Origin of the sequence: Nonomuraea sp. NPDC049655, from assembly GCF_044465465.1 — a bacterium.
Classification (GTDB): domain Bacteria; phylum Actinomycetota; class Actinomycetes; order Streptosporangiales; family Streptosporangiaceae; genus Nonomuraea.
In genome coordinates this window covers 385,124-409,286 of the sequence record NZ_JBITLS010000011.1, presented here as the reverse complement: position 1 = coordinate 409,286, position 24,163 = coordinate 385,124, and the positions used below count along the sequence as shown (strand labels likewise).

24 protein-coding genes and 3 pseudogenes are annotated in these 24,163 nt (G+C 74.5%); 22 read left to right on the top strand and 5 right to left on the bottom strand.

What is annotated here, in order from left to right:
- Positions 1-69: 69 nt before the first annotated feature.
- A complete protein-coding gene (locus ACIBQ6_RS33690; RefSeq protein WP_352322735.1) occupies positions 70-360 on the bottom strand; it encodes a hypothetical protein in 291 nt (96 codons plus the stop codon).
- A gap of 213 nt (positions 361-573) precedes the next feature.
- Here ACIBQ6_RS33690 and ACIBQ6_RS33685 point away from each other — a divergent pair.
- The 9 genes and pseudogenes from ACIBQ6_RS33685 to ACIBQ6_RS33645 all read left to right on the top strand — a co-directional run.
- Positions 574-1,260 (top strand): annotated as a pseudogene (locus tag ACIBQ6_RS33685) (MFS transporter); the annotation flags it as partial.
- Between the two features lie 142 nt (positions 1,261-1,402).
- Positions 1,403-1,885: a hypothetical protein gene (locus ACIBQ6_RS33680; protein ID WP_397216816.1), complete on the top strand. Its 483-nt coding sequence runs from the start codon at positions 1,403-1,405 to the stop codon at positions 1,883-1,885.
- 1 nt (position 1,886) lies between these two features.
- Positions 1,887-3,899 carry a molybdopterin oxidoreductase family protein gene (locus tag ACIBQ6_RS33675; RefSeq protein ID WP_397216775.1) on the top strand — a complete coding sequence of 671 codons (2,013 nt, stop codon included), beginning with the start codon at positions 1,887-1,889 and terminating at the stop codon, positions 3,897-3,899.
- Positions 3,896-5,290, top strand: a complete 1,395-nt coding sequence (locus ACIBQ6_RS33670; protein WP_358284416.1) for an FAD-dependent oxidoreductase — start codon at positions 3,896-3,898, stop codon at positions 5,288-5,290. Before ACIBQ6_RS33675 ends, ACIBQ6_RS33670 begins: the two co-directional genes overlap by 4 nt.
- Positions 5,287-7,716, top strand: a complete 2,430-nt coding sequence (gene nirB / locus ACIBQ6_RS33665) for a nitrite reductase large subunit NirB (protein WP_358284419.1) — start codon at positions 5,287-5,289, stop codon at positions 7,714-7,716. The genes ACIBQ6_RS33670 and nirB overlap by 4 nt, the downstream gene beginning before the upstream one ends.
- The gene (gene nirD, locus ACIBQ6_RS33660) at positions 7,713-8,033 is read left to right on the top strand and encodes a nitrite reductase small subunit NirD (protein WP_358284421.1); all 321 of its coding nucleotides are present in this window, start codon (positions 7,713-7,715) and stop codon (positions 8,031-8,033) included. The genes nirB and nirD overlap by 4 nt, the downstream gene beginning before the upstream one ends.
- Positions 8,034-8,087: 54 nt before the next feature.
- Positions 8,088-8,819, top strand: coding sequence for a class I SAM-dependent DNA methyltransferase (locus tag ACIBQ6_RS33655; RefSeq protein WP_397216772.1), 732 nt, complete (start codon positions 8,088-8,090; stop codon positions 8,817-8,819).
- Complete coding sequence (locus ACIBQ6_RS33650) at positions 8,819-9,802, top strand: iron-containing redox enzyme family protein (protein WP_397216770.1); 984 nt, start codon at positions 8,819-8,821, stop codon at positions 9,800-9,802. The genes ACIBQ6_RS33655 and ACIBQ6_RS33650 overlap by 1 nt, the downstream gene beginning before the upstream one ends.
- On the top strand, positions 9,799-10,887 hold the full coding sequence (locus tag ACIBQ6_RS33645; RefSeq protein WP_397216768.1) for a glycosyltransferase: 1,089 nt from the start codon (positions 9,799-9,801) through the stop codon (positions 10,885-10,887). The genes ACIBQ6_RS33650 and ACIBQ6_RS33645 overlap by 4 nt, the downstream gene beginning before the upstream one ends.
- On the opposite strand, the pseudogene ACIBQ6_RS33640 reads toward ACIBQ6_RS33645, so the two are convergent.
- Positions 10,851-10,964: pseudogene (locus ACIBQ6_RS33640) on the bottom strand (hypothetical protein); the annotation flags it as partial. The gene ACIBQ6_RS33645 and the pseudogene ACIBQ6_RS33640 sit on opposite strands and share 37 nt — an antisense overlap.
- A gap of 375 nt (positions 10,965-11,339) precedes the next feature.
- Here ACIBQ6_RS33640 and ACIBQ6_RS33635 point away from each other — a divergent pair.
- From ACIBQ6_RS33635 to ACIBQ6_RS33625, 3 genes and pseudogenes are all read left to right on the top strand, one after another.
- Positions 11,340-11,918, top strand: coding sequence for a YybH family protein (locus tag ACIBQ6_RS33635; RefSeq protein WP_397216766.1), 579 nt, complete (start codon positions 11,340-11,342; stop codon positions 11,916-11,918).
- Positions 11,912-12,082 (top strand): annotated as a pseudogene (locus ACIBQ6_RS33630) (metal-sensing transcriptional repressor); the annotation flags it as partial. The gene ACIBQ6_RS33635 and the pseudogene ACIBQ6_RS33630, both read left to right, overlap by 7 nt.
- Before the next feature lie 43 nt (positions 12,083-12,125).
- Positions 12,126-12,767, top strand: coding sequence for a class I SAM-dependent methyltransferase (locus ACIBQ6_RS33625; RefSeq protein ID WP_397216764.1), 642 nt, complete (start codon positions 12,126-12,128; stop codon positions 12,765-12,767).
- A gap of 74 nt (positions 12,768-12,841) precedes the next feature.
- Here the strand turns inward: ACIBQ6_RS33625 and ACIBQ6_RS33620 are convergent, their stop codons facing one another.
- Positions 12,842-13,084, bottom strand: a complete 243-nt coding sequence (locus tag ACIBQ6_RS33620; RefSeq protein WP_397216762.1) for a hypothetical protein — start codon at positions 13,082-13,084, stop codon at positions 12,842-12,844.
- Positions 13,085-13,258: 174 nt separating this feature from the next.
- Here ACIBQ6_RS33620 and ACIBQ6_RS33615 point away from each other — a divergent pair, with 174 nt between their 5' ends.
- Positions 13,259-14,170, top strand: coding sequence for a hypothetical protein (locus tag ACIBQ6_RS33615; RefSeq protein WP_397216760.1), 912 nt, complete (start codon positions 13,259-13,261; stop codon positions 14,168-14,170).
- A 15-nt stretch (positions 14,171-14,185) separates the two neighbouring features.
- Here ACIBQ6_RS33615 and ACIBQ6_RS33610 read toward each other — a convergent pair whose 3' ends face one another.
- Together ACIBQ6_RS33610 and ACIBQ6_RS33605 are read right to left on the bottom strand one after the other, a co-directional pair.
- Positions 14,186-15,079 (bottom strand): NAD(P)-dependent oxidoreductase, encoded by an 894-nt coding sequence (locus ACIBQ6_RS33610; RefSeq protein ID WP_397216758.1) that lies wholly within the window; start codon positions 15,077-15,079, stop codon positions 14,186-14,188.
- A 70-nt stretch (positions 15,080-15,149) separates the two neighbouring features.
- A complete protein-coding gene (locus ACIBQ6_RS33605; RefSeq protein WP_397216756.1) occupies positions 15,150-15,482 on the bottom strand; it encodes a nuclear transport factor 2 family protein in 333 nt (110 codons plus the stop codon).
- A 73-nt stretch (positions 15,483-15,555) separates the two neighbouring features.
- On the opposite strand from ACIBQ6_RS33605, the gene ACIBQ6_RS33600 reads away from it, so the two are divergent.
- From ACIBQ6_RS33600 to ACIBQ6_RS33560, 9 genes are all read left to right on the top strand, one after another.
- On the top strand, positions 15,556-16,266 hold the full coding sequence (locus tag ACIBQ6_RS33600; protein ID WP_397216754.1) for a TetR/AcrR family transcriptional regulator: 711 nt from the start codon (positions 15,556-15,558) through the stop codon (positions 16,264-16,266).
- A 129-nt stretch (positions 16,267-16,395) separates the two neighbouring features.
- Positions 16,396-16,734: an NADH-quinone oxidoreductase subunit A gene (locus tag ACIBQ6_RS33595; protein WP_352358972.1), complete on the top strand. Its 339-nt coding sequence runs from the start codon at positions 16,396-16,398 to the stop codon at positions 16,732-16,734.
- Positions 16,725-17,822, top strand: coding sequence for a hypothetical protein (locus ACIBQ6_RS33590; protein ID WP_397216752.1), 1,098 nt, complete (start codon positions 16,725-16,727; stop codon positions 17,820-17,822). Before ACIBQ6_RS33595 ends, ACIBQ6_RS33590 begins: the two co-directional genes overlap by 10 nt.
- Before the next feature lie 40 nt (positions 17,823-17,862).
- The gene (locus tag ACIBQ6_RS33585) at positions 17,863-18,732 is read left to right on the top strand and encodes an NADH-quinone oxidoreductase subunit H (RefSeq protein WP_397216750.1); all 870 of its coding nucleotides are present in this window, start codon (positions 17,863-17,865) and stop codon (positions 18,730-18,732) included.
- Complete coding sequence (locus tag ACIBQ6_RS33580) at positions 18,729-19,226, top strand: NADH-quinone oxidoreductase subunit J (protein WP_397216748.1); 498 nt, start codon at positions 18,729-18,731, stop codon at positions 19,224-19,226. The genes ACIBQ6_RS33585 and ACIBQ6_RS33580 overlap by 4 nt, the downstream gene beginning before the upstream one ends.
- Entirely contained in the window at positions 19,223-19,528 is a 306-nt protein-coding gene (gene nuoK / locus ACIBQ6_RS33575; RefSeq protein WP_352358980.1) for an NADH-quinone oxidoreductase subunit NuoK, read from the top strand. Before ACIBQ6_RS33580 ends, nuoK begins: the two co-directional genes overlap by 4 nt.
- Positions 19,525-21,348 carry a proton-conducting transporter membrane subunit gene (locus ACIBQ6_RS33570; protein WP_397216746.1) on the top strand — a complete coding sequence of 608 codons (1,824 nt, stop codon included), beginning with the start codon at positions 19,525-19,527 and terminating at the stop codon, positions 21,346-21,348. The genes nuoK and ACIBQ6_RS33570 overlap by 4 nt, the downstream gene beginning before the upstream one ends.
- Before the next feature lie 3 nt (positions 21,349-21,351).
- Entirely contained in the window at positions 21,352-22,815 is a 1,464-nt protein-coding gene (locus tag ACIBQ6_RS33565) for a NuoM family protein (protein ID WP_397216744.1), read from the top strand.
- The gene (locus tag ACIBQ6_RS33560; protein ID WP_397216742.1) at positions 22,812-24,161 is read left to right on the top strand and encodes an NADH-quinone oxidoreductase subunit N; all 1,350 of its coding nucleotides are present in this window, start codon (positions 22,812-22,814) and stop codon (positions 24,159-24,161) included. Before ACIBQ6_RS33565 ends, ACIBQ6_RS33560 begins: the two co-directional genes overlap by 4 nt.
- The last annotated feature ends 2 nt before the right edge of the window (positions 24,162-24,163 follow it).

Genomic DNA, 24,163 nt, shown 5'->3' with positions numbered 1-24,163 from the left:
GGCGAACAGGTGTGCCGCGCAGGCCGGCCCCCCGGCGTGACCTGCGCGGCCTCCTGGTCAAACGCCGGCTCAAACGCCGACGTGCGAGCGGGACCGCTGGCCCTGCGTGCTGTCGAACATCTCGGTGCCGCGCTCTTCGAGGTCCTTGTGCGTCTCCTCGATCCGCAGCGCGACGCCCATCGCGAAGAACGTGGGCGCCCACTCGCCGATGAAGATCCCCCACCGGTCGGCCCGGTCGAGGCCCGCGCCCTCCTGGTTCTTGGAGATCATCCAAGAAGCGAAGGACAGGCCGATGGACGCCAGCCCCGCGGCGTACATGTGGCCTGACTTGATGCCCATCTGGTGCAGCTTTTTGATCATTATTCCCCCCTTGCCATGAGTGCTGTTACCCCGGGGAAGACCACGTAACCAGCCAGAACTCCGTTCATTACCGGCGTGTTTCGCCGGTGACGGTTGTGCGCGCCTTGTTACCGCGGTGAATCACCCGTAACCGCCGTACCCCCGCCGGCTGCCGGAACGCGTAACGCGGCCCTCCTACCGTGGTGCTCCCGACGCCGAGCGGAGGAGAGATCGATGGCGCGCTGGATCACCGAGTGGCACCCCGACGACCCGGCCTTCTGGCAGCGGACCGGCAGGCACGTCGCCCGGCGCAACCTGGTCTTCTCCATCGTGGCCGAGCATCTCGGGTTCACCGTCTGGACCCTGTGGAGCGTCGTGGCCACCAGGATGGGGGCCTACGACTTCTCCACCGACCAGCTCTTCTGGCTGGTCGCGCTGCCGAACCTGGTCGGGGCCGTGCTGCGGGTGCCCTACACGTTCGGGCCGGGCCGGTTCGGCGGGCGCGACTTCACCGTGGCCAGCGCGGCGCTGCTGCTGGTCCCGGCCGTGCTGCTCGGGGTGGCGGTGAACGATCCCGGCACGCCGTACTGGCTGTTCCTGGTGATCGCGGCGCTGGCCGGGGTGGGCGGCGGGAACTTCGCCTCCAGCATGGCCAACATCACCTACTTCTACCCGCGCGGCAGGCAGGGGCTGGCGCTCGGGCTGAACGCGGCGGGCGGCAACGTCGGGGTCAGCTCGGTGCAGCTCGTCGTGCCGCTGGTGATCGGCTCGCTCGGGACGGCCGCCGCCGGCTGGTTCTGGATCCCGTTCATCGTGGTGGCCGCGGCCTGCGCGTGGCTCTTCATGGACAACCTGGCCGGCGCCAGGGCCGAGCCGCGCGAGCAGCTCGCGGTGGCCGGACGGGCGCAGACGTGGATCATGTCGGTCCTGTACGTCGGCACGTTCGGGTCGTTCATCGGCTATTCGACGGCGTTCCCCGCTGCTGAGCAAGAGCCTGTTCCCCGAGGCGCCGTACGCGGCGGTCGCCTTCGCCGGGCCGCTGCTCGGCTCGCTGATCAGGCCGGTGGGCGGCTGGCTGGCCGACCGGCTGGGCGGCGCGCGGGTGACGCAGTGGAACTTCGCGGCCATGGGCGCCGGGGTGCTGCTGGCCTGGGCGGCCGGCGTCGCGGGCGGCTTCTGGCTGTTCTTCCTGGCCTTCCAGCTGCTGTTCCTCACCGCGGGCATCGGCAACGGCTCGACGTACCGGATGATCCCGGCGATCTTCCACGCCAAGGCGGTCGCCGAGCGCGGCGCGGGCGCGGAGGCCCTGCTGCACGGCCGGCGTCAGGCCGCGGCGGCGATCGGCGTCATCTCGGCGGTCGGCGCGCTCGGCGGGTTCCTCGTCAACCGGGCCTTCGGCATGGCGTTCGCCGCGGCCGGCACCCCTGCGCCGGCGTTCCTGGCCTTCGCCGTCTTCTACGCCGGCTGCCTGGCGCTGACCTGGTGGTGCTACACGCGCACCGTCGGCGTCACGGTCGTCGCCAGCCTCGCCCACGCCCGGGTCTGACATGACGAAGACACACTGCCCCTACTGCGCCCTCCAGTGCGGCATGGAGATCGGCCCGGCACTGGAGATCACCCCCAGGACCGACGTCCCGGCCAACGCCCCCGGCGCGCTGTGCCAGAAGGGCTGGACGGCGGCCGAGCTGCTCACCAACGGCGAGCGCCTGACCACGCCGCTCCTGCACGGCGAGCCGGTGGAGTGGGAGACCGCCCTCGACCACGTCGCCGCCCGGCTGCGCGCGATCCGCGCCGAGCACGGCCCCGACGCCGTGGCCGTGTTCGGCGGCGGCGGGCTGACCAACGAGAAGGCCTACCAGCTCGGCAAGTTCGCCAGGGTCGCGCTCGGCACCAGCCAGATCGACTACAACGGCCGCTTCTGCATGTCCTCGGCCGCCGCCGCCTCCCTCCGGGCCTTCGGCATGGACCGGGGCCTGCCGTTCCCGGTCACCGACCTGGCCGACGCCGACGTCGTGCTGCTGGCCGGCGCGAACGTGGCCGAGACCATGCCGCCGTTCGTCCGGCACCTGTCGGGGCCGCGGCTGATCGTCGTCGATCCGCGCCGCACCCCGACGGCCCGGCTCGCCTGGCTGCACCTGCAGCCCACGCCCGGCACCGACCTGGCGCTCGCCCTCGGGCTGCTGCACCTGGCGATCGCCGACGACCTCGTGGACGCGGATTACGTGGCCGCCAGGACCACCGGCTTCGACGACGTGCGCACCTCGCTGGCCGCCTGGTGGCCCGAACGCGTCGAGCGCGTCACCGGGGTGCCGGTGCACCGGATGCGGCAGGCCGTCCGCGCGCTGGCCGCCGCCGGGAACGCGTACGTGCTGACCGGGCGCGGCGCCGAGCAGCACGCCAAGGGCACCGACACCGTCACCGCGTTCATCAACCTGGCGCTGGCGCTCGGCCTGCCCGGCCGGTACGGCTCCGGCTACGGCTGCCTGACCGGCCAGGGCAACGGCCAGGGCGGCAGGGAGCACGGCCAGAAGGCCGACCAGCTGCCCGGCTACCGCAGGATCGACGACCCGGCGGCCCGCGCGCACGTGGCAGAGGTGTGGGGCGTGCGGGCCGAGGACCTGCCGGGGCCGGGGCGGACGGCGTACGAGCTGCTGGACGCGCTCGGCACCTCGCGGGGGCCGCGGGCGCTGCTGCTGTTCGGGTCCAACCCGGTGGTGTCGGCGCCCGCGTCCGGGCACGTCGGCGGCCGGATCGCCGGGCTGGACCTGCTGGTCGTGGCCGACGTGGTGCGCTCGGAGACCGCGGCCATGGCCGACGTGGTGCTCCCGGTCACCCAGTGGGCCGAGGAGAGCGGCACGATGACCAACCTGGAGGGCCGCGTCCTGCTCCGCCGCCGGGCCGTCGCGCCGCCGGAGGGCGTCCGGAGCGACCTGGACGTCATCGCCGGGCTGGCCGCCCGGCTCGGCCACCGCTTCGACACCGAGCCGGCCGCCGTCTTCGACGAGCTGCGCCGGGCCGCGGCGGGCGGCGTCGCGGACTACTCCGGCATCAGCTACGAGCGCATCGCCGCCGAGACCGGCGTCTTCTGGCCCTGCCCGTCGCAGGACCACCCCGGCACGCCCCGCCCGTTCCTGGACCGCTTCGCCCACCCGGACGGCCGCGCCCGGTTCGTCCCGGTCGAGCACCGGCCCGCGGCCGAGGAGCCCGACGCGGACTACCCGGTGTACCTGAGCACCGGCCGCGTCCTGTCCCACTACCAGAGCGGCGCCCAGACCCGCCGGATCGCGTCGCTGGTGCGGGCCGCCCCCGAGCCGTTCGTGGAGCTGCATCCCGACCTGGCCGCGCAGCTCGGCGTCGCCGCGGGCGACCTGGTGCGGGTCAGCAGCCGCAGGGGCCGGAGCAGGGCGGTGGCCAGGATCAGCGACGCCATCAGGCGCGACACCGTGTTCATGCCCTTCCACTGGGAGGGCGCCAACCGGCTCACCAACCCGGCGCTCGACCCGGTGTCCGGCATGCCGGAGTTCAAGGTCTGCGCGGTCAGGGTGGAGAGGGACTCATGAGGCTCGTCGTCGTGGGGAACGGGATGGCCGGGTCACGCCTGGTCAGCGAGGTGCGGGCGCGCGACCCGCGGATGCGGGTGACCGTGTTCGGGGCCGAGGCGGGGCCGCCGTACAACCGGGTGCTGCTGTCGGACGTGCTGGCCGGGAGTGCGCGTCCCGACCAGGTGCGCCTGGTGGACCCCTCCTGGTACGCCGCGCACGGCGTCGAGGCCGTGCCCGGCGCCGAGGTCGCCCGCATCGACCGGGACGCCAGGCACGTGGTGACCGCGGACGGGCGGCGCGAGCCGTACGACCTGCTGGTCCTGGCCACCGGCAGCCAGGCGGTCGTGCCGCCGCTGCCCGGCGTCGGGCGGGCCGTGCCGTTCCGCACGCTGGCGGACTGCGAGCGGATCGTGCGGGCCGCCGGACGGGCGCGCCGCGCGGCCGTCGTCGGCGGCGGGCTGCTCGGCATCGAGGCCGCCCGCGGCCTGGCCGGGCGCGGCCTGCCGGTCACGCTGCTGCACCTGGCCGGGCACCTGATGGAACGCCAGCTCGACGCCGAGGCGGGCCAGGTGCTCGGCGAGACCCTGGCCGGGCTCGGCGTGGCGGCCCGCACCGGCGTCAGCGCGGCCGCGGTCGAGCCGGACGGCGTCCGCCTGGCCGGCGGCGAGCTGGTCGAGGCTGACCTGGTCGTCCTGGCCTGCGGGGTGCGCCCGGTCACCGGGCTCGCCGCCGCGGCGGGGCTGGAGGTGCGGCGCGGCGTCGTCGTGGACGACGAGCTGCGCACCGGCGACCCGTCGATCTTCGCCGTCGGCGAGTGCGCCGAGCACGACGGCACGGTGTACGGCCTGGTCGCCCCCGCCTGGGAGCAGGCCGCCGTGGCGGCCGAGGTGATCACCGGCGGCAAGGCCCGCTACCGCGGCTCCCGGCTGGTCACCAGGCTCAAGGCCAGGAGCGTCGAGCTGGCCGCCATGGGCGAGACGCAGCTCGGCGAGGAGCACGCCGAGGTGGTGCGCTTCAGCCACCGCGCCCGCGGCACCTACCGCAAGCTCGTCATCCGCGACGGGCGGCTGGTGGGCGCGATCCTGCTGGGCGAGAGCGACGCCGTCGGCACCCTCACCCAGCTCTTCGACCGCGGCGGCCCGGTGCCGGGCGACCGCGCCGGCCTGCTGTTCCCGGGCCTGTCGCCGGCGCCGGTCGCGGGCAGCCCGGTGCTGATGCCGGACGCGGCCGAGGTCTGCCGGTGCAACAACGTGACCAAGGGACAGATCCGGGCGTGCTGGGAGGCCGGCGCCCGCGACGTGGCCGGTGTGGCCGCCGCCACCAGGGCCACCACCGGCTGCGGCACCTGCCGCGACGCCGTGGAGGGCATCGTCGGCTGGTTGTGCGATCAGGAAGGAGTGCCGGTATGAGGAGGATCGTCGTCGTCGGGTACGGCCCGGCCGCGCACCGCTTCGTGGAGACCCTGGCGAGCCGGGGCTTCGACGGGCGGATCACCGTCGTCGGGGAGGAGCCGCGCCCGGCCTACGACCGGGTGGCGCTGACCTCGTACCTGTCGGGGGCCACCCTGGCCGACCTCACCTACCCGGTGCCCGCCGGGACCGTGACGCGGCTGGGCAGCCGGGCCGTCGCCGTCGACCGGGCGGCGCGGACGGTGACCGTCGAGGGCGGGGCCGCCGAGCCGTACGACGTGCTCGTGCTGGCCACCGGGTCGGCGCCGTTCGTGCCGCCGGTGCCAGGACGCGAGCACGCCCACGTCTACCGCACGATCGACGACCTGGACGCCATCCGGGCGGCCGCCCGGGACGCGGCCGAAGGCGTCGTGGTCGGCGGCGGCCTGCTCGGCCTGGAGGCGGCCGACGCGCTGCGGGCGCTCGGCCTGAGGGCGCACATCGTCGAGATGAGCCCCTGGCTGATGCCCCGCCAGGTGGACGAGGGCGGCGGCGCGGTGCTCAAGGGCCACATCGAGGCCCTCGGGCTCGGCGTGCACGCCGGGTCGGGCGTCCAGGAGGTCGTCACCGGGCCGGACGGCCGGGTCGCGGGGGTGCGCACGCCGTCCGGCACGCTGATCGAGGGCCAGGTCGTGGTGTTCTCGGCGGGCGTCAGGCCGCGCGACGAGCTGGCCAGGGCGTGCGGGCTGGAGGTGGGGGAGCGGGGCGGCGTCGTGGTCGACGACGGCATGCGCACCTCCGACCCGTCGGTCTACGCGATCGGCGAGTGCGCGCTGGCCGGCGGCACGGTCCACGGCCTGGTCGGGCCGTGCAACACGATGGCCGAGGTGGCCGCCGACCGGATCATGGGCGGGACGTCCTCGTTCGCGGGCGGGGACACCTCCACGAAGCTGAAGCTGCTCGGCGTCGAGGTCGCCCAGTTCGGCGCGATGGACGGCGCCCTCGACGTCACCTACATGGACCCGGTCGCCGGGATCTACAAGAAGCTGTTCATCAGCGACGACGCCCGCACGCTGCTCGGCGGCATCTGCGTGGGGGACGCCGGGCCGTACGCGGCGCTGCGGCCGTTCGTCGGCAAGCCGTTGCCCGCGCCGCCCTCCGACCTGCTGTTCAGCGGCTCCGGGGCGCCGCTCGACCTGCCCGGCGACGCGCAGGTCTGCTCCTGCAACAACGTGTGCGCGGGGGACGTCCGGCACGCCGTCGCCGAGCTGGGCGTGACCGACGTGCCCGGCCTCAAGGCGTGCACGCGGGCCGGCACCACCTGCGGGAGCTGCGTGCCGATGCTCCGGCAGCTCCTGGAGGAGTCGGGGGTGGAGGTCGGCAGGTCGCTGTGCGAGCACTTCGCGTACTCGCGGGCCGAGCTGTTCGACATCGTCCGGGTGCGGAAGATCACGACGTTCTCGCGGCTCATCGCCGAGCACGGGCAGGGGCGCGGCTGCGACGTCTGCAAGCCCGCGGTGGCCTCGATCCTGGCCTCGCTGCACAACGGGCACGTGCTCGACGGCGAGCGGGCCGCGTTGCAGGACACCAACGACGCCTTCCTCGCCAACATCCAGAAGAACGGCACGTACTCGGTCGTCCCGCGCATCCCGGGCGGCGAGATCACGCCGGACAAGCTCATCGTGATCGGCGAGGTCGCCCGCGACTTCGGGCTCTACACCAAGATCACCGGCGGCCAGCGCATCGACCTGTTCGGCGCCCGGGTCGAGCAGCTCCCGGAGATCTGGCGACGCCTGGTGGACGCCGGCTTCGAGTCCGGCCACGCCTACGGCAAGGCGCTGCGCACGGTGAAGTCGTGCGTGGGCTCCACCTGGTGCCGCTACGGCGTCCAGGACTCCGTCGGCCTGGCCATCGCCCTGGAGCTGCGCTACCGCGGCCTGCGCTCGCCGCACAAGCTCAAGTCGGCCGTGTCCGGCTGCGCCCGCGAGTGCGCCGAGGCCAGGTCGAAGGACTTCGGCGTCATCGCCACCGAGCAGGGCTGGAACCTGTACGTCGGCGGCAACGGCGGCTTCCGGCCCCGCCACGCCGACCTGCTGGCCACCGACCTGAGCACCGGCGACCTGATCAGGACCGTCGACCGGTTCCTGATGTTCTACGTCCGCACCGCCGACCGGCTGCAGCGCACCGCCGCCTGGCTGGAGTCGCTGGACGGCGGCCTCGACCATCTCCGGAAGGTGATCATGGAAGACTCGCTCGGCATCTGCGCCGACCTGGACGCCCAGATGGAACAGCACGTCGCCACCTACGCCGACGAGTGGGCGGCGACCCTGGACGACCCGGAGAAGCTGGGCAGGTTCGTCAGCTTCGTCAACGCCCCCGGCGTGCCCGACCCGTCGATCGTGTTCGCCTCCGAGCGCGGCCAGATCAGGCCGGTGATGGCCCGATGAGCTGGACCCCGGTCTGCGAGTACGCGGCCCTGCCGCCGGAGCGCGGCGTCTGCGCGCTGGTCGGCGACCGGCAGGTGGCGCTGTTCCGCACCTACGAGGGGCACGTGCACGCCCTGGACAACCTCGACCCGTTCAGCGGCGCGTACGTGCTCTCCCGCGGCATCGTCGGCACCAGGCGGGGCGAGCCCACCGTGGCCTCGCCGCTGCACAAGCAGGTCTTCTCGCTGGTGTCGGGGGCGTGCCTGGACGAGGAGGCCGTCCAGGTGCCCGTCTACGCCGTGCGGGTGGCGGCCGGACGGGTGGAGGTGAGCGTTTAGCCGATCAGAGCAGGGGCATTGACCTGCTGAAACACGGGGGACAGGAGGTGCGCCGTGGCCTACGACGCCTCCGCTTACGGGCGCGGGATCGCCGACATCTACGACGCCACGGTGACGGAGCTGCCGACCGGCGCGGCCGTCGAGCGGCTGGCGACGCTGGCCGAGGGCGGCCCCGTGCTGGAGTTCGGCATCGGCACCGGGCGGCTGGCGCTCCCGCTCGCCGCCCGCGGCCTGTCCGTCGCCGGGATCGACGCCTCGCCGGAGATGACCCGCGAGCTGCGCGCCAAACCCGGCGGCGCGGCCGTCCCCGTGACGGTGGGCGACTTCTCCACCATGCGGGTCGAGGGCTCGTACGCGCTGGTGGTGCTCGCGATCAACACGATCTTCGCCCTGCCCACCCAGGAGGCGCAGGTCAACTGCTTCGCCAACGCGGCCCGGCACCTGCGCGGCGGCGGGCGGTTCGTGGTCGAGGCGTGGGTGCCCGACCCGGCCGCCTTCCGCGACGGCTCGGCGCTGCGGCTGCTCTCGCTGGCCGAGGACGTCGTCGTCATCGAGGCGGCCAGGCTCGCCCCGGCCACCCAGCACATGCGCACCACCCGCGTACGGCTGACCGGCGAGGGCGTGCGGCTGCTGCCCGCCGACCACCGCTACGCCTGGCCCGGCGAGCTCGACCTGATGGCCAGGCTGGCCGGGATGGCCCTGGAACACCGCTGGGCCGACTGGATCGGCACCCCGTTCACCGACGAGAGCCGCGCGCACGTCTCCGTCTACCGCAAGGCCGCCTGATGCGCCTGCCGCCCGCGCGTGGCCCGCTCACCGACCTGCTCTTCGACCGGCTCGCCCGGCCGCCCGCGACGCTGCCCGACGCCCCCGGCCCCGACGGCGAGGAGGATCTCCAGCTCGCCCTGTTCGCCTGCTACGAGCTGCACTACCAGGGCTTCGACGAGGTGGACGACCGCTGGGAGTGGGAGCCGTCGCTGCTGCGCCTGCGCGGCCTGCTGGAGGACCGGTTCGAGCGGGAGCTGGCCGGGGCCGTGCCGCGTCCCGGGCCGGTGCCGCCCGGCGAGGTGCGGCGCGCGCTCACCGCGCTGACCGCCGAGGACGACGACGGCCCGTCGGTCTCGCTGCACCTCCAGCGCGAGGCCGGCATCGACACCTTCCGCGAGTTCGTGATCCACCGCTCGATCTACCACCTGAAGGAGGCCGACCCGCACACCTGGGCGATCCCGCGCCTGCGCGGCCGGCCCAAGGCGGCCCTGGTGGAGATCCAGGCCGACGAGTACGGCGGCGGCCGGCCCGAGCGCATGCACTGCGAGCTGTTCGGCCACACCATGCGCGGCCTCGGCCTCGACGACTCCTACGGCGCGTACCTGCCGCGGGTCCCCGCGGTCACCCTGGCCGTCAGCAACGCCATGTCGCTGTTCGGGCTGCACCGGCGGCTGCGCGGCGCGCTGGTCGGCCACCTGGCCGCGATCGAGATGACCTCGTCGCTGCCCAACCGCCGCTACGCCGCGGGCCTGCGCCGGCTCGGCGGCGACGCGGCGGCGGCCCGGTTCTACGAGGAGCACGTGCAGGCCGACGCCGTGCACGAGCAGATCGCCGCGGCCGACCTGTGCGGCGGGTTCGCCGCCGCCTTCCCCGCCCTGACCGGCGACGTCCTGTACGGCGCCGCCTGCGCCCTGGCCCTCGAACGCCGCTGGGCCGAGCACGTCATGGGCCGCTGGGAACGCGGCGCGTCCTCGCTGCTCGGCCAGGAGGTGCCCGCGTGATCGACCTGGACTACGTGATCCCGCTGCGCTGGCAGGACGACTCCGGCCTCGACGAGCTGACCGAGTACCTGCGCGCCCTCGCGCCGCACGTACGCGTGACCGTGGTCGACGGCAGCCGGCCCGAGCTGTACGCCCGCCACGCCCGCCGCTGGCGCTGCCTGGTCCGGCACGTCAGCCCGGCGGCCGGCCTGTCCTTCGCCAACGGCAAGGTCAACGGCGTGACCACCGGGCTGCGGCTGGCCGAGGGCGACCGGGTCGTGATCGCCGACGACGACGTGCGCTACGACCTGCCCGCGCTGGCCGAGATGCACGCCCTGCTCGCCCGCGCCGAGCTGGTCAGGCCGCAGAACTACTTCGACCCCGCCCCCTGGCACGCCCGCTGGGACACCGCCCGCACCCTGCTCAACCGCGCGTTCGGCGCCGACTACCCGGGCACGTTCGGCGTCCGGCGGTCGTTCTTCCTGGCCATGGGCGGCTACGACGGCGACGTGCTGTTCGAGAACCTGGAGCTCGTCCGCACCGTGCGCGCCCACGGCGGGCGCGAGCTGCGCCCGCCCGGCCTGTACGTCCGGAGGCTGCCGTGCGACGCGCGGCGGTTCTGGTCGCAGCGGGTCCGGCAGGCCTACGACGACCTCGCCCAGCCGGTGCGGCTGGCGTCCTTCCTGGCGGTGCTGCCCGCGCTCGCGCTGGTGCGCCGTCCGCTGCCGCTGCTGGCCGCCGCCGGGGCGGCCGTCGCGCTGGCCGAGGCCGGGCGGCGGCGGGCCGGCGGGCGGCGGGTCTTCCCCGCCGGCGCCTCGCTGTTCGCGCCGGTGTGGGTGCTGGAGCGGGCGGTGTGCTCCTGGCTGGCGGTGGGGGCGGCCTGCGCGGGCGGCGTGCCGTACGCCGGGGGACGGCTCGCGCTGGCCGCCCACTCGGCGCGGTGGCTGCGCGCGCGGGCTCAGGAGTCGGCCGGCGGGTCGGGCTCGCTCGACGCCCGGAAGCCGACGGACTTGTGCGAGCCGTCGCAGAACGGCTTGGTCGACGATCGGCCGCACCGGCACAGGGCCACCGTGGCCCTTCCCGGGTCGATCGGCTCGCCGTCCTGAGTCAGCAGCTCGAAGGGGCCTCTGATCAGCAGCGGGCCGTCCTCGCAGGGCGTGACGGTGGTCGTCGGCTCGTCCATCGTCGTCACCTGCCCCGCCAGCCGGCCCTCTCACCTGCGAGGACGTCGCTAGAGGGCCTCCACGGGCGGGTAGACGTGCGGGGTGGGGTGGGCCGCGGGAAGGACGCACCGCCGCCCGGACCGGACGCTGGCACAGCGCTCGGCGTCCTCACGCTGGGGCAGTGGTTCCGGATTCGCCTGTGTTGGCCGCACTGGAGGGACGCTATAGGCGGCCCCTACCCGCCCGGTCTCGGGGCGGCAACGATCACAGCTCTGACCGGTCTCACCAATGACAGTGAAGCGTTACTGTGAGTAATACCGACATGAGGTAAAGGGGTCGTGCGGAGTGCCTAAACCGGGCATTCGGGAACGACCGGCGAGGGCATCAACCCGGCCATGAGCAAGATTTCTGAGCGCAGGGCACTCCTGCTGGCCGCGATCGTTCCCGTCCTCCTGGTCGCGGGCTGCTCCGCGGGGAGCAACACGCAGGCGATGAAGGGGGAGGCCAGCCCGGCCACGCCGACCGAGACCATGATGACGCCCACCGAGACCGGCATGGAGTCGCCGACCATGACCGAGACCATGACCGAGACCGCCACGCCGACCGGCACCATGACGGCGGCCACCCAGCCGCGCGCCGCCGTCCAGAACTACTTCGACGCCCTGAAGTCCGGCAACGTGGACGCGGTCGCGAAGACGTTCACCAGCGACGCCGTGGTGGCCTTTGACGGGCAGGCCACGGCCACGGGCTCGCAGGCCGTCCGCAGCCTCTACGAGAAGCTGCTCAAGGACGGCGCCGACCTGAAGTCGGCCACGCACACCATCGACGAGACGCGGAACGCGGGCACCCAGGACGCCTTCGCGCGCTCGACCAGCAAGCAGGGCGACACCACCTACCGCGAGCTCTTCATGCTCTCGCACCAGGGCGGCCAGTGGCTGATCTCGCGCTTCATGAACAACCAGGGCGGCTCCTGACGCAGGTCTCGGCGACGACGAGCGCGTTGCAGTCGTTCGCGTTGTCGCTGCTGGAGGAGCACATGGCGCACTGTGTGGTCGAGGCGGCGCACAAGGGCGGGGCCGAGGCGGAGGCCAAGGCGAAGGAGGCGGCCGACGCCGTCGCCCGGCTCGTCCGGTCGTGACGGATCCACGCGGGGCGTGCGCGGGCGGGTTAGCGTGGAGGACGTGCAGGACCTGACGCGGTTCCAGAACCCCCGCTTCGCCCAGGCGTACGAGCGGATGAGCGCCGAGTCGGAGCGGCGGGGCGCGGCCGAACACCGGCGGCGCCTGCTGGCCGGGCTGGCCGGGCGGGTGCTGGAGGTCGGCGCGGGCAACGGGCTGAACTTCGCGCACTACCCGGCGGGGGTGCGCGAGGTGGTCGCCGTCGAGCCGGAGGACCGGCTGCGGAGGCTGGCCGGCCGGGCCGCGGCCGGCGCGCCGGTGCCCGTGAGCGTGGTCGCCGGGCACGCCGCGGACCTGCGGTTCGCCGACGCCTCCTTCGAGGCCGTGGTGCTCTCGCTGGTGTTGTGCTCGGTGCCCGACCAGCGCGCGGTGCTCGGCGAGGTGTCTCGGGTGCTCAGGCCAGGCGGCGAGGTGCGGTTCTACGAGCACGTGCGCTCCTCGCGCGCCGCCGGCGCGCTGGTGCAGGACCTCGTGACGCCGTTGTGGCGGCGGATGGCCGGCGGGTGCCGCCTCAACCGCGACACCGAGCGCGCCCTGATCGACAGCGGGCTGGTGGTCGAGGAGCGCGAACGGTTCGCCTTCCGGCCGCTGCCGTTGTCGCCGAGGTTGCCGCACATTCTCGGACGCGCCAGGAAACCGGTTTGACCGGCTGCCCGGACGGTTCTTCCCGGCCGCTGTGGCGACAAATCTGGAAAAATGGGTTTTTGTTCTGACACGTGTTATTGCGCTGTGGTGTCACCGGGAATACGCGGAGTGATACGGCGCTGATCCACCAACGCCAGATAAACCGCGAACGCCCCCTGCGCCCACATCCCCGCCTGCTGCGCGGTCAGCCGGATCTCCTCGCCCTCGTGCGTGACGATCAGATGACCACCCGGCGCGCGGCGCCAGGCGACCAAAACGTTCTCGTAAACCAGAACGTCGAGCATCGCGGTCAGATATTCGCCTCCGGTGGCGGACACGGCGTAAGCCTCCTCGCTCCTCGCCGAATTCTCGCCCTGATTTCGTGCTGACTCCATTGTGCGCGCCGCACCGGGAATTGTCGCACCCGTCCGGCGGAAAACGGCCGGCTGCTCCGCCGGGTCGCGGGCGGAACCCGGCGGGGCCGGGCGGTGTAGGGAGGTCGGAGGTGCGTGATGGAGAGAAACGTGGCCGTACCGGCTGCTCTGACGGCCGCTCTGGCGGCTGCCGTGCTGGTCGTCCTGGTGGTGTCCGGATGGTGGGTGGGGGTGGCGTCCGCCTCCTCGCGCGGGGGGTGGGCGGTGACCTACCTCGATCCGCCGCCGGGGGCGTTCGCGGGCGGGAAGACGTACACGGTGGGGTTCTGGGTGCTGCAGCACGGCACGCATCCCTACGCGGGCGAGCTGGACCCCGTCGGCCTGCGCCTCACCCGGGCCGACGGCAGGACCGTCACCTTCGCCGGCACCCCGCTGCCGGAGGCCGGACACTACGCCACGTCGGTGGCCGTGCCGGACGGGGTGTGGCGGGTGGAGGGCCTCCAGGGCTGGTTCGAGCCGTACGCCGTGGGGACGCTCACGGTTCCCGGACGGCTGCTGGCCGACCCGGTGCCGCCGGACAAGGTGGCGACGTTCGGCGGCGACGGGAAGGACCCTTGGGGCGCGGTCCGGCCGCCGGGCTTCCTCCCGGGCAAGAGCACACCGGTGCCGACCGGTGAGCTGAGCGGTGAGCCGACCGGTGGGCCGACCGGTGAGTCGACCGGGACGCAGGCCGGGGCACCGACCGGGGTGCAGGCCGGGACGCAGGCCGGGACGCAGGCCGGACGCGGGGTCGGGGCTGCTGGGAGTGCGGCTGCGCGGGTTCCGGCCGGAGAGGCGCCGGGCGGCGGGGTTCCGGCGTACCTGCTGGTGCCCGCGGCGGTGGCCGGCGCGCTGGTGGCGCTCGTGGCGTCCCGCCTGCCGCGCCTTCGCGGGACGCCGGGACGACCGGGGCGACCGGGGCGACCGGCCGGCGCGCGCCGGAACGCCGCCGCCGCCGACGACCCTCCCGACGAGGACGGCTCCACGGAGACCCTCGTCATCGGCGGTTAGCGCCGCCAGGACAGGTCAGACGGAGGGCTCGCGGAACTGTTCGATCATCGCCGCGTAACCGTCGCCGGCACGCCCGCCGGCCGCCGCGCGCCGGGCCAGGTCCAGGAAGAGGTCCGGCAGCTCGGTGTTGACGCCGAGCGCCCGGCTCTCCTGCGCCAGGTGCTCCATCCCGCCCAGGTGGACGGCGAGGGTGGCGTCGGCGGCCGGGTACCGGCCCTCGTCGATCTGCCGGGCGTAGGCGGAGACGTAGCCGGTCGTCACGCCGATGGCGGTGGTGGCCAGGGACGCGAAGGTCGTCGCCTTGACGTTCGCGGCGCCCAGCAGGGCGGCGCCCTGGAGGAAGCCGTTCAGCACGCCCCACATGACGCTCAGGACGGACATGTCGTACAGGGCGGACAGGGCGTGGTCCTCGCCGAGATGGACGGTCCCGTCTCCGGAGAGCGCCCGCAAGGTGGGCAGGTGCTCGGCGAAGGCGGCCTCCGGGCCGGAGTACAGCACCGTGGCGTCGGCGGTGCCGATCGCCTGGGGGAGGGCGAGGATCGCCCCGTCGAGACAGGCGCTCCCGATCGTGGCCGCCCACCTCGCGGTGTCGCGGGCCTGGACGGAGGTCGACGTGGTCAGGTTGACGAGGGTGCGGCCGGCCAGCGAGGAGGCGACCGGGTCCAGCAACCCGTGCACGGCGTCGTGGTCCGAGACGCAGACGACGACGAGCGGGCTCGCCTCGACCGCGCTTGCGACGGAGCCGGCCAGGGTGGCTCCCTTGGCGACGAGGTCGCCGGCCTTGGCCGCCGAGCGGTTCCAGACGGTGGTCGGGTGACCGTTCGCCAGGAAGGCCGTGGCCAGCGCCTGGCCCATCAGCCCGAGGCCGACGACGGTGACGGGCGCCTGGGAGGCGGACGAGAGGGACATGTGGGCTCCTGTGTGGTTCGCGCGGCTTGCGCCGCGAGGGATGGCGGGGCTGCGGTCCGGCGGGGGCGGTTCAGGCGAAGAACCCGACGATGCTGCGGATGCGGCCCCCGTCGAACTCCACGACGTCGTAGCCGGTGGCGGCCGGGCCGAGCCGCCAGCGGAACAACGCGCGGTCATGGTGGACGCCGACCACGGCGTCGAGGCTGAACCGGAGGTCGCCGAGCCCGCTCCGGACGCGGCCGATCACCTCGGACAGCTCGGCGTGCCCGCGCAGGCCCGCGTTCTCGGGATCGACGTAGAGCGAGTCCTCGGTGAGGACGGACTTCATCAGGGCCGACCGGGCGGCGGCGTCCGGCTCGTTCCAGACGTCGAGGTAGGCGTGGATCACATCGATGGTGCTCACCTGCTGACTCCTAACACAGCGTTCGATTACTACACGGCGTTCAGTAAACAGCATGCCGTGTAAGCTGTCGACCGTGAGCGACCCCAGGACGAGCCGCCGGGACCGGCTACGTGCCCAGACCAGCGCCGAGATCAAGACGATCGCCCTGCAGCTCATGGCCGACGGCGGCCCCGACGCCATCTCGCTGCGCGCGATCGCCCGCGAGATGGGCATGACGGCCGGTGCGATCTACAGCTACTTCCCCACCCGCGACGACCTGGTCACGACGCTCATCGGCGACGTCTACACCTCGGCCGTCGACGCGGCCGAGGCCGCCCGCGACGCGGTGCCGGAGAACGATCCGGGCGGGCGGATCCTGGCCTGGGCCCGGGCCATGCGCGAGTGGGCGCTGGCCAACCCCGAGGGCTTCCGGCTGGTCTACGGTGACCCCGTGCCGGGCTACCGTCCGCCTGAAGAAGGTCCGGGCAAGGAGGCCGAAGCGCGCGCCTGCGCCGGCATCGTCGGGCTGGTCGCCGCGGCATGGCCGGCGGCCCGGGAGTGCGCGTCCGGGGGCGGCGCCTACACCTGGGACGACTTCGACCCCGCCCTGGTCGCCCACGTCCGGGAGGACTTCCCGGACCTGCCGCCGGCGGCCATCGCGGTGACGCTGCGGGTGTGGGGCCGCATGCACGGGCTCGTCGCCCTGGAGATCTACGGCCACCTGCGCGCCCTCGTCCGCGACCCGGCCGCCGTCTACGACGACGAGATGCGCGACCTGGTCACCTCTCTCGGTCTCGCGCACTGACCCTCCGGTCGCCTGGCCGGCCGCGTTCGTGCTGGTAAGGGGGGATGTCGGTCGCGGGGAAGTCGGATTCCGGTTGCTACCGTGAGGGGCAGGTGATCTGATCTTCGGGCTCTGCGGCAGGTGAGAGCGGTGGGCGCTGTGCTGGGGCTCGTGGCGCTGCTCGCCGCCGGGGTCGCCGCGGTGTACCTGGCCTCCCTTGCCCTGTCGCCCGGCGGAGTCGTGCGGGTGGGGCCGTTCCTGTCCGGGGCGCGGCCCCGGGAGCACGCGGTGTCCCGCTTCCACGTCCGGTGGTACGCCGTGACGCTGGTCTTCCTCGCCTTCGACATGGAGATGGTCTTCATGTACCCGTGGGCCCTCGTGGTGGCCGAGGTGGGGCTGCCGGCGGTGGTGGAGATGTTCGCCTTCCTGGGGCTGCTGCTGGTCGGCGTCCTGTACGCGTGGCGGGAAGGGGCGTTCCGTTGGGCCTGAGGGGGTGGCTGCTGCGGCAGGCGGCGCTGCGGCCCCGGGTGCTCCTCGTCGCCTGCCCGTACGGGACGGGCGCGCGGCTGCGGGTCGAGGCGGAGGCGGACCGCCGTGGCTGGCCGGTGGCGGCGTCGGCGGCGGAGGCGAGCGTGATGGTGGTGTGCGGGCGTCCCGGGGCGGAGCTGGCGGCGGCCGTACGGGAGGTCTGGAGGGCGGTTCCGGTGCCGAGGGCGCTGGTGGAACTGCCGCCGGACGTCCCGGCCGACCGGGTCGTGGCCGCGCTGGACGACGCCGTCCGCACGCTGGGGGACGAACCCGGTCAGTGGCGGCAGGCCGGCGTCCTGGCCACGGGGACGTCCGCGGACGACACTCCCATGGCCGACCGAGGGGCCGACCGGGACGGGCTGAAGCTGGACCGGCTGCACGTGCCGCTGGGACCCGTGCTCGCGGACTGGCCCGCGGGGCTGGTGGTGGAGACCGTCCTGCAAGGGGACGTCGTCCAGGAGGCACGGGTGCGGACCCTCCCGGCCGACGGCACGGGGGACGCGTTCTGGACGCCGGGGCCGGACACGAGCCCGGCGGAGGCGCGGCGGCGGACGGCGGCGGCCCGGCTGGACGGCCTCGGCAGGCTGCTCGGCGTGGCCGGATGGCCCGCCGCCGCCGCGGACGCCCGGCGCCTGCGCGACCGCCTGCTCGCGGACGCCGTGGACGAGCGGGGAAGACGCCGATGCGTCCGGTTCACGCGGCGGGTGCGCAGGTCATGGGTCCTGCGGTGGATGTTGCGCGGCGCGGGTGAGCTCGGCCCCGACGCCCCACAGCGGCTGCGTGGGGACACCTGGGATCGTGCGCGCCGGTGGCTCGACGACGTGGAGGCCCTGTCCGAAGAGGACGTGGAGGCCCTGTCCGAAGAGGACATGGAGGCCCTGACCGAAGAGCGCCCCGGACCCGGGGACGGCGATGACGTCCCGGTGGACCGGGTGCTGGCGTTGTTGCCGGGCCTGCTGGCCGGGGCCGAGCTCGCCGTGGCGCGGCTGATCGTGGCCGGTCTCGATCCGGACCTCGACCGGCTGCCGTCGCCGGCCAGGGACGGGTGAGCCGGTGGCTGCGGGGACGGCCGCGGGGACGGTCCTGGGGATGGCGGTGCTGACGTGGGGGGCGGCGGCCTTCGACGCGGCGCTCGGCGCGGGCCGGAGCTCGTGGCGGGCGGCGGCGGTGGCGCCGTTCAGGGAGGGGGCGCGGCTGGTGGTGCAGCAGCGGCGGCGGACGGACCGGGCCGACGTCCTGCTCACCCGGGCCGGGGTCGTGGCGTTGCCGGCGGCCGCGCTGCTGGCCGCCGTCGTCCTGCCGGTCGGGGGCGCGCCGGTGCTGGACCTGGGGGCGGGGGTGGTGTGGTTCAACGCCATGGAGGTGTGCGTCTGGGGGGCTCTGTGGCTGGTCGGGTGGGGGGTCAACGCCGCGTGGCCGCTGGTCGGCGGCTACCGGTTCCTGGCCCAGGGCCTGGCGTACGAGCTGCCGCACATGTTCGTGCTGATCACCGCGAGCGTGGGGGCGGGGTCGTTGCGGTTCGCGGATCTCGTGGCGGCGCAGCGCGGGTTGTGGTTCGTGGTGTGGATGCCGGTCGCGTTCGCGGTCTATCTCGTCTCGGCGGTGGCGATGGCGTTCTGGGGGCCGATGGGGCAGCCGGTCGGGCGGGACGTGTGCGGCGGCGTGCCGGGCGAGCTGGGCGGCCCCGACCGGCTGGTCTTCCTGGCCGGACGCCACGCGCTGCTGGTCGTGGCGGCGGCCGGGGCGGTGCCGCTGTTCCTCGGGGGCGCGGCGGGGCCCGTGCTGCCCGGCTGGGCGTGGGGGCCGGTCAAGACGGCGGCGGTGCTGGCCGTGCTGGTGCTGGCCGGGCATCGCATGCCGGTCGTGCGGATGGACCGGTTCGTGCAGTTCGCGTGGGTGGTGCTGATCCCGGTCACGCTCGTGCAACTGCTGGTCGTCGCGGTGGCGGTGCTGCCGTGAAGGTGGCGTTCTGGGCGCTGGCGGTCGTCGCGGTGGCGGGCGGGGTGGCGGTGTTCGTGGTGGACTCGATGGCGCGGGCGACGTTCGCGCTGCTGGTCTCGCTGCTGGCCGTGGGCGGGACGCTGCTGCTGATCGACCTGGAGTACCTGGGGGTGCTGGTCGTCCTCATGATGGTCATGGAGATGCTGGTCATGGCCGTCTTCATGATCATGTACATGATGAACCCGGGCGGGCTCGTGCCGATGAAGATGGCGCACAACCAGCGGGGCGCGGCGGCCGTCGCCGGAACGGTGTTCGTCCTGCTGGCCGCCGGGACGCTGCTCGTCCGCCCGCCGAGCCGGCGCGGACGGCCGCCGGCGGACCCCACGCACGCGCTCGGCCTGTCCCTGATGGGACCGAAGATGCTGGTCATGATGGTCGTCGGAGTGGCGATCCTGGCGACGATGATCTCGGCCGTGCTGCTGGCCACCCACCGGGGACGGTACGACCGGTGACGCTCCAGGCCTTCCTGCTGCTGGCCGCCGCCCTGTTCGCCGTCGGCCTGTACGGCGTGCTGTCCCAGCAGTCGATCGTCATGCTCATGATGGGCCTCGAACTCATGATCAACGGCGTGCTCGCGGCCGCCGGCGCCTTCTGGTACCACGTCGCCCCGGCCGCCGCGGACGGCCAGGTCCTCGTCCTGGTCGCGGTCACCGTGATGGCGCTGGAGATGGCGATGGGCTTCGCCGTCACCACGGCCGTCTTCCGCGCCCGCGACGTGGACACGACCGACGCCGCCGGAGACCTCAAGGGATGAGCCCGTCCCTGTGGCTGCTGCCCGCGCTGCCCGCCGCCGCGGGCGCGCTGCTGATCCCCGTGCGCCGCGCCGCCCCCGCCCTGTCCGTCGCCACGGCCGCGCTCACCCTCGGGCTGGCCGGGCACGCGGCGGCGACCAGGCCCTCGGCGACCGCCCGGCTGATCCTCGGCGAAGGGCTGGCCGTGGACGGGCTCTCGGCGGTCATGGTGGTCACCGTGGCGGCGGTCGGGCTGGCCGTGCTGGTGTTCGCGGCGGCGGAGCAGCGGTCGGGGCGCTTCCACGGGCTGATGCTGATCTTCCTCGGCGCGATGCTGGCCACGGTGACCGCGACGGACCTCGTCCTGCTGCTGATGGGCTGGGAGGTCATGGGCGCGATGTCGTACGCGCTGATCGGCTACCGGTGGCGCGACCGGGAGCGCGTACGGTCCGGAGCCGTCGCCTTCGTCACCACCCGGGCCGGCGACCTCGGCCTGTACGTCGCCTGCGGCGCGGCCCTGGCCGCGGGCGGCGGCCTGGCGCTCGCCGGGCTGCCGGGGCTGCCGCCGCCGTGGCGGGACGTGGTGGCGGGCGGGATCGTGCTGGCCGCGCTGGGCAAGTCGGCGCAGGGGCCGTTCGCGTTCTGGCTGTCGCGGGCGATGGCGGGCCCGAGCCCGGTGTCGGCGTTCCTGCACGCGGCGACCATGGTGGTCGCGGGGGCGTACCTGCTGCTGCGGCTGCACGTCCTGCTCGCGGCCACCGGCTGGGCGGCGGCGGTGGCGGCCTGGATGGGCGCGCTGACCGCGCTGCTGCTCGGCCTGGTCGCGCTGGCGCAGCGGGACCTCAAACAGCTTCTGGCCGCCTCTACCTGCGCGCAGGTCGGGTTCATGGTGCTGGCGGCGGGGGCGTCGGCGGTCTCCGGCGGGACGGCCCACCTGGTCGCGCACGCCGCCGTCAAGAGCCTGCTGTTCCTCGCGGCGGGGGCCTGGCTGGCGGCGCTCGGCACCAAGGACCTGGCCGGGCTGCACGGCGCGGCCCGGCGGTTCCCGCTGGTGGGGGTGGCGTTCGGGGTGGGGGCCGCGGCGCTGGCCGGGTTGCCGCCGCTGTCGTTGTGGGTGACGAAGGATGCCGTCCTGGGCGGGGTCGCGCAGCCTGGACCGCGCGTGGTGGCCTTCGCCGCCGGGTTGGTGGCCGCCCTGTACGCGGGGAAGGCGCTGGCCGCGGTCTGGCGGCCCGCCGACGCGGCGACCGGCGCCGGGAGCGAGCGGCGGGCCACGGGCCGGGTGGCCTGGCCCGAGCTGCTGCCGCTGCCGGTGCTCGCCCTGGTGGCGGCCGGGTTCGGGATCGTCGGGCTGCCCGCGCTGCACGGCTGGTGGTCCCGGCTGGTGGGCGACCCGGGCGCGCCCGGCCTCACGGCGGGCGAGCTGGCCCTGTCCGGGCTCCCGGCGCTCGCCCTGGCGACCGTCGTGATCGGGGCGCGGCCCGGGACGGTCGCGCCTTCGGGCGTGGGCGGGGTGTTCGGGCGGTGGCTGGGGCTGGAGCGGGCGGCGCGGGCCGTGGTGTGGCGGCCGCTGCTGCGGGCGGCGCGGTGGGCGGCCTGGTTCGACGAGCGGGTCGTGCACGGCGCGGTCGAGGCGGTCGCGCGGGCGGGACTGCGGGCCGCGCGGCTGGCCGGAAGCCCGCTGGAGTCGGGGCTCGACGGGCTCGTACGACGGACCGGCGGCGCGGTACGACGCCTCGGCGGGCTAGCCAGACGCCCCCAGACCGGACAGATCCACACCTACTTCGCCCAGGCCGCCGTCGCCCTCGTCGTGCTGGCCGTCGTGTTCGCGATCGTGAGGTGAGGCGTGCTCGACGTCGTCGTGTTCCTGCCGCTGGCCGCCGCCGCCCTGTTCGTCCTGCCCGGCGTCACGGCGCGCGCGGCCGGCCTGGTCCGGGTGGCCGCGTCCGCCGCCGATCTCGCCCTGGTCATCGTCCTGTGGACCGGGTACGGAGGCGGCCTGGCGTACGAGACCAGGCTGCGCTGGATCCCGACGGCGGGGGCCGGCTACCACGTCGGCGTGGACGGCCTGTCGCTGCCGCTGATCGCCATGACCGCGGTGCTGTTCCTGCTCTGCGCCGTCCACTCGCTGGGCGAGCCCGCCAGGCCCAAGGCGCACGCGGCGCTGTTCCTGTTCCTGCAGACCGTCTCCACCGGGCTGTTCGCGGCGCTCGACCTGCTGCTGTTCTTCGTCTTCTTCGACCTGTCCATCGTCGGCATGTACTTCGTGATCGTCGGCTGGGGGCACGGCGACCGGGCCAGGTCCGCGCTGACGTTCTTCCTCTACACCTTCCTGGGCTCGCTGGCGCTGCTGCTCGGCTTCGTCGGCCTCTACCTGGCCGCCGACCCGCACACCTTCGACCTGGCCGACCTCACCCGCCGCCCGCCGGACGCGGGCCCGGCCGTGCTGCTCGCCATCGGGATCGGCCTGGGGGTCAAGACGCCGGTCGTGCCCGTGCACACCTGGCTGCCGCCCGCGCACACCGACGCCCCGGCCGCCGGGTCGGCCATCCTCGCCGGGGTGCTGCTCAAGATGGGCGCGTACGGGCTGGCCCGCATCGCCGTGCCGCTGCTACCCGGCCCGTGGCGCGCGTACGCCTGGCTGATCATCGTGATCGGCCTGGTCAGCGTCCTGTACGGCGCCCTGGTGGCGCTCGCCCAGGAGAACCTCAAGCGGCTCGTCGCCTACACCTCGGTCAACCACATGGGCTACGTCGTGCTCGCCCTGGGCGCCGCCGGGCTGGCCGGGGGCCCGGCGCGGGCCAAGGAGCTGGCGGTCAGCGGCGCGGTCACCCAGATGGTCAGCCACGGTCTGGTCACCGGCGCGCTGTTCCTGATCACCGGCGTGCTGTGGGACCGCGCGGGCGGCTACGCCCTCGGCCGCTACGGCGGCATCGCGGGACGGGCGCCCGTGCTGGCCTGGCTCATGGCGGTGGCGGCGTTCGCCTCGCTCGGGCTGCCCGGACTGTCCGGGTTCATCGCCGAGTTCCAGATCTTCACCGGGGTGATCGGCTCGGGGGCCGTGCTCGCGGGCGCGCTCTCCGTGACCGGCATCCTGATCACCGCGGCGCTGTTCCTGCGGGCGCTGCAACGCGCGTTCCTCGGCGAGCCGGGCGAGCTGACGCCGCGGGTCACCGACGTGCGGCCGCGCGAACTCGGCGCGATCGCCCCGCTGCTCGTCCTGTCCCTGCTCATCGGCCTGGCGCCGGGTCCGCTGCTGGACCTGATCGAGCCCGCCGCCCGCGCCGTCGTCGCACTGGCGGGCCGGTGAGCGCACCCCACGGCGGCGCGGCGGTGACCGCGATGCTGCCCGAGGTCCTGATGATGCTGGGCGCGGTGACGGCGCTGCTCGCGGGGCTGTTCGTGGCACGCGGGCGGCAGCGCGTCGCCGCCTGGGTGTGCATGGCGGCGCTCGCCGCGGCCGCCGCGGCGAGCGCCGCCGCCCTGCCGCGCCCCGCCGTCCTGGCCTTCGACGCCTACGCCGTCGATCCGCCGACCGGAGTCGCCCGGCTGACCGTCTGCCTGGCCACCCTGCTGGCCGTGTGGCTGGCGACCGGACGGGTCAGGGGGGACGGCAGGGAGGCCGAGCTGTACACGCTGATGGTGCTGGCGGCGCTGGGGTCCGTGCTCATGGCGGGGGCGGACGACCTGCTCGTGCTGGTGGCGGCGTACCTGCTGGCGAGCGTCCCGGCGTACGCGCTGGCGGGGTTCGCCAAGGACGCGTCCGGCACCGAGGCGGCGCTCAAGTACTACCTGATGGGCGCCTTCCTCGGCGTGCTCATGCTGGCCGGGGCCACCGTCGTGTACGGCTGGTCCGGCGCCACCGCCTACCCCGCCGCGCGCGCCCCGGCGGTGGGCGCGGTGCTGCTGCTGGCCGGGCCGCTGTTCAAGGCCGGGGGAGCGCCCGCGCACTTCTGGGTGCCCGACGTCACCGAGGGCACGTCGGCGCCGGTGGCCGCGTTCGTGACCACGGTGCCCAAGATCGGCGCGCTGGTGGCGCTGTACCGGCTGGCGACTACGGTGCTGGACGAGCCCGCGCTGCTCGCGGTGCTGGCCGCCGTGACGATGACGCTGGGCAACCTGGCCGCCTTCCAGCAGGAGAACGTACGGCGGTTGCTGGCGTACTCGACGGTCAGCCAGGCCGGTTACCTGCTGGTCCCGGTCGCGGTGGCCGGACGCACCGCCCTGGCCGCGCCCGCCCTGCTGGTCTACCTGGCCGCCTACGCGGTCACGAACCTGGGCGCGTTCGCCGTCGTGGTCGCCACCGGGGCCGAGCGGCTGGCGGACTACGCGGGGCTCGGCCGCCGCTCGCCCTGGTCGGCGTTCGCGCTGGTGGTGTGCCTGCTCGGCCTGGTCGGGACGCCGCCGACCGCGGTCTTCGCCGGGAAGCTGCTGATGTTCGCGGCCGCCTGGGACGGCGGCTACGCCTGGCTCGCGGTGGTCGCCGCCGCCAACACCGTCGCGAGCCTGTTCTACTACCTGCGCTGGATCCGCCCGGTCTTCGCCCAGGAAGGCCCGGCGCCGCCCGCCGCGTCGAGCCCGGTCGCGCAGGTGTGCGCCGCCGCCTCGATCCTGCTCGGCCCGGCCGCCGGGCTCGCCGTGCTGATCGCCCGCTGACC

Bases quoted from the DNA above. Each gene is read 5' to 3' on its own strand.
- ACIBQ6_RS33690 (WP_352322735.1), bottom strand. From the start codon at position 360: ATGATCAAAAAGCTGCACCAGATGGGCATCAAGTCAGGCCACATGTAC.
- ACIBQ6_RS33675 (WP_397216775.1), top strand. From the start codon at position 1,887: ATGACGAAGACACACTGCCCCTACTGCGCCCTCCAGTGCGGCATGGAG.
- ACIBQ6_RS33670 (WP_358284416.1), top strand. From the start codon at position 3,896: ATGAGGCTCGTCGTCGTGGGGAACGGGATGGCCGGGTCACGCCTGGTC.
- nirB (WP_358284419.1), top strand. From the start codon at position 5,287: ATGAGGAGGATCGTCGTCGTCGGGTACGGCCCGGCCGCGCACCGCTTC.
- nirD (WP_358284421.1), top strand. From the start codon at position 7,713: ATGAGCTGGACCCCGGTCTGCGAGTACGCGGCCCTGCCGCCGGAGCGC.
- ACIBQ6_RS33650 (WP_397216770.1), top strand. From the start codon at position 8,819: ATGCGCCTGCCGCCCGCGCGTGGCCCGCTCACCGACCTGCTCTTCGAC.
- ACIBQ6_RS33635 (WP_397216766.1), top strand. From the start codon at position 11,340: ATGAGCAAGATTTCTGAGCGCAGGGCACTCCTGCTGGCCGCGATCGTT.
- ACIBQ6_RS33615 (WP_397216760.1), top strand. From the start codon at position 13,259: ATGGAGAGAAACGTGGCCGTACCGGCTGCTCTGACGGCCGCTCTGGCG.
- ACIBQ6_RS33610 (WP_397216758.1), bottom strand. From the start codon at position 15,079: ATGTCCCTCTCGTCCGCCTCCCAGGCGCCCGTCACCGTCGTCGGCCTC.
- ACIBQ6_RS33585 (WP_397216750.1), top strand. From the start codon at position 17,863: ATGGCGGTGCTGACGTGGGGGGCGGCGGCCTTCGACGCGGCGCTCGGC.
- ACIBQ6_RS33570 (WP_397216746.1), top strand. From the start codon at position 19,525: ATGAGCCCGTCCCTGTGGCTGCTGCCCGCGCTGCCCGCCGCCGCGGGC.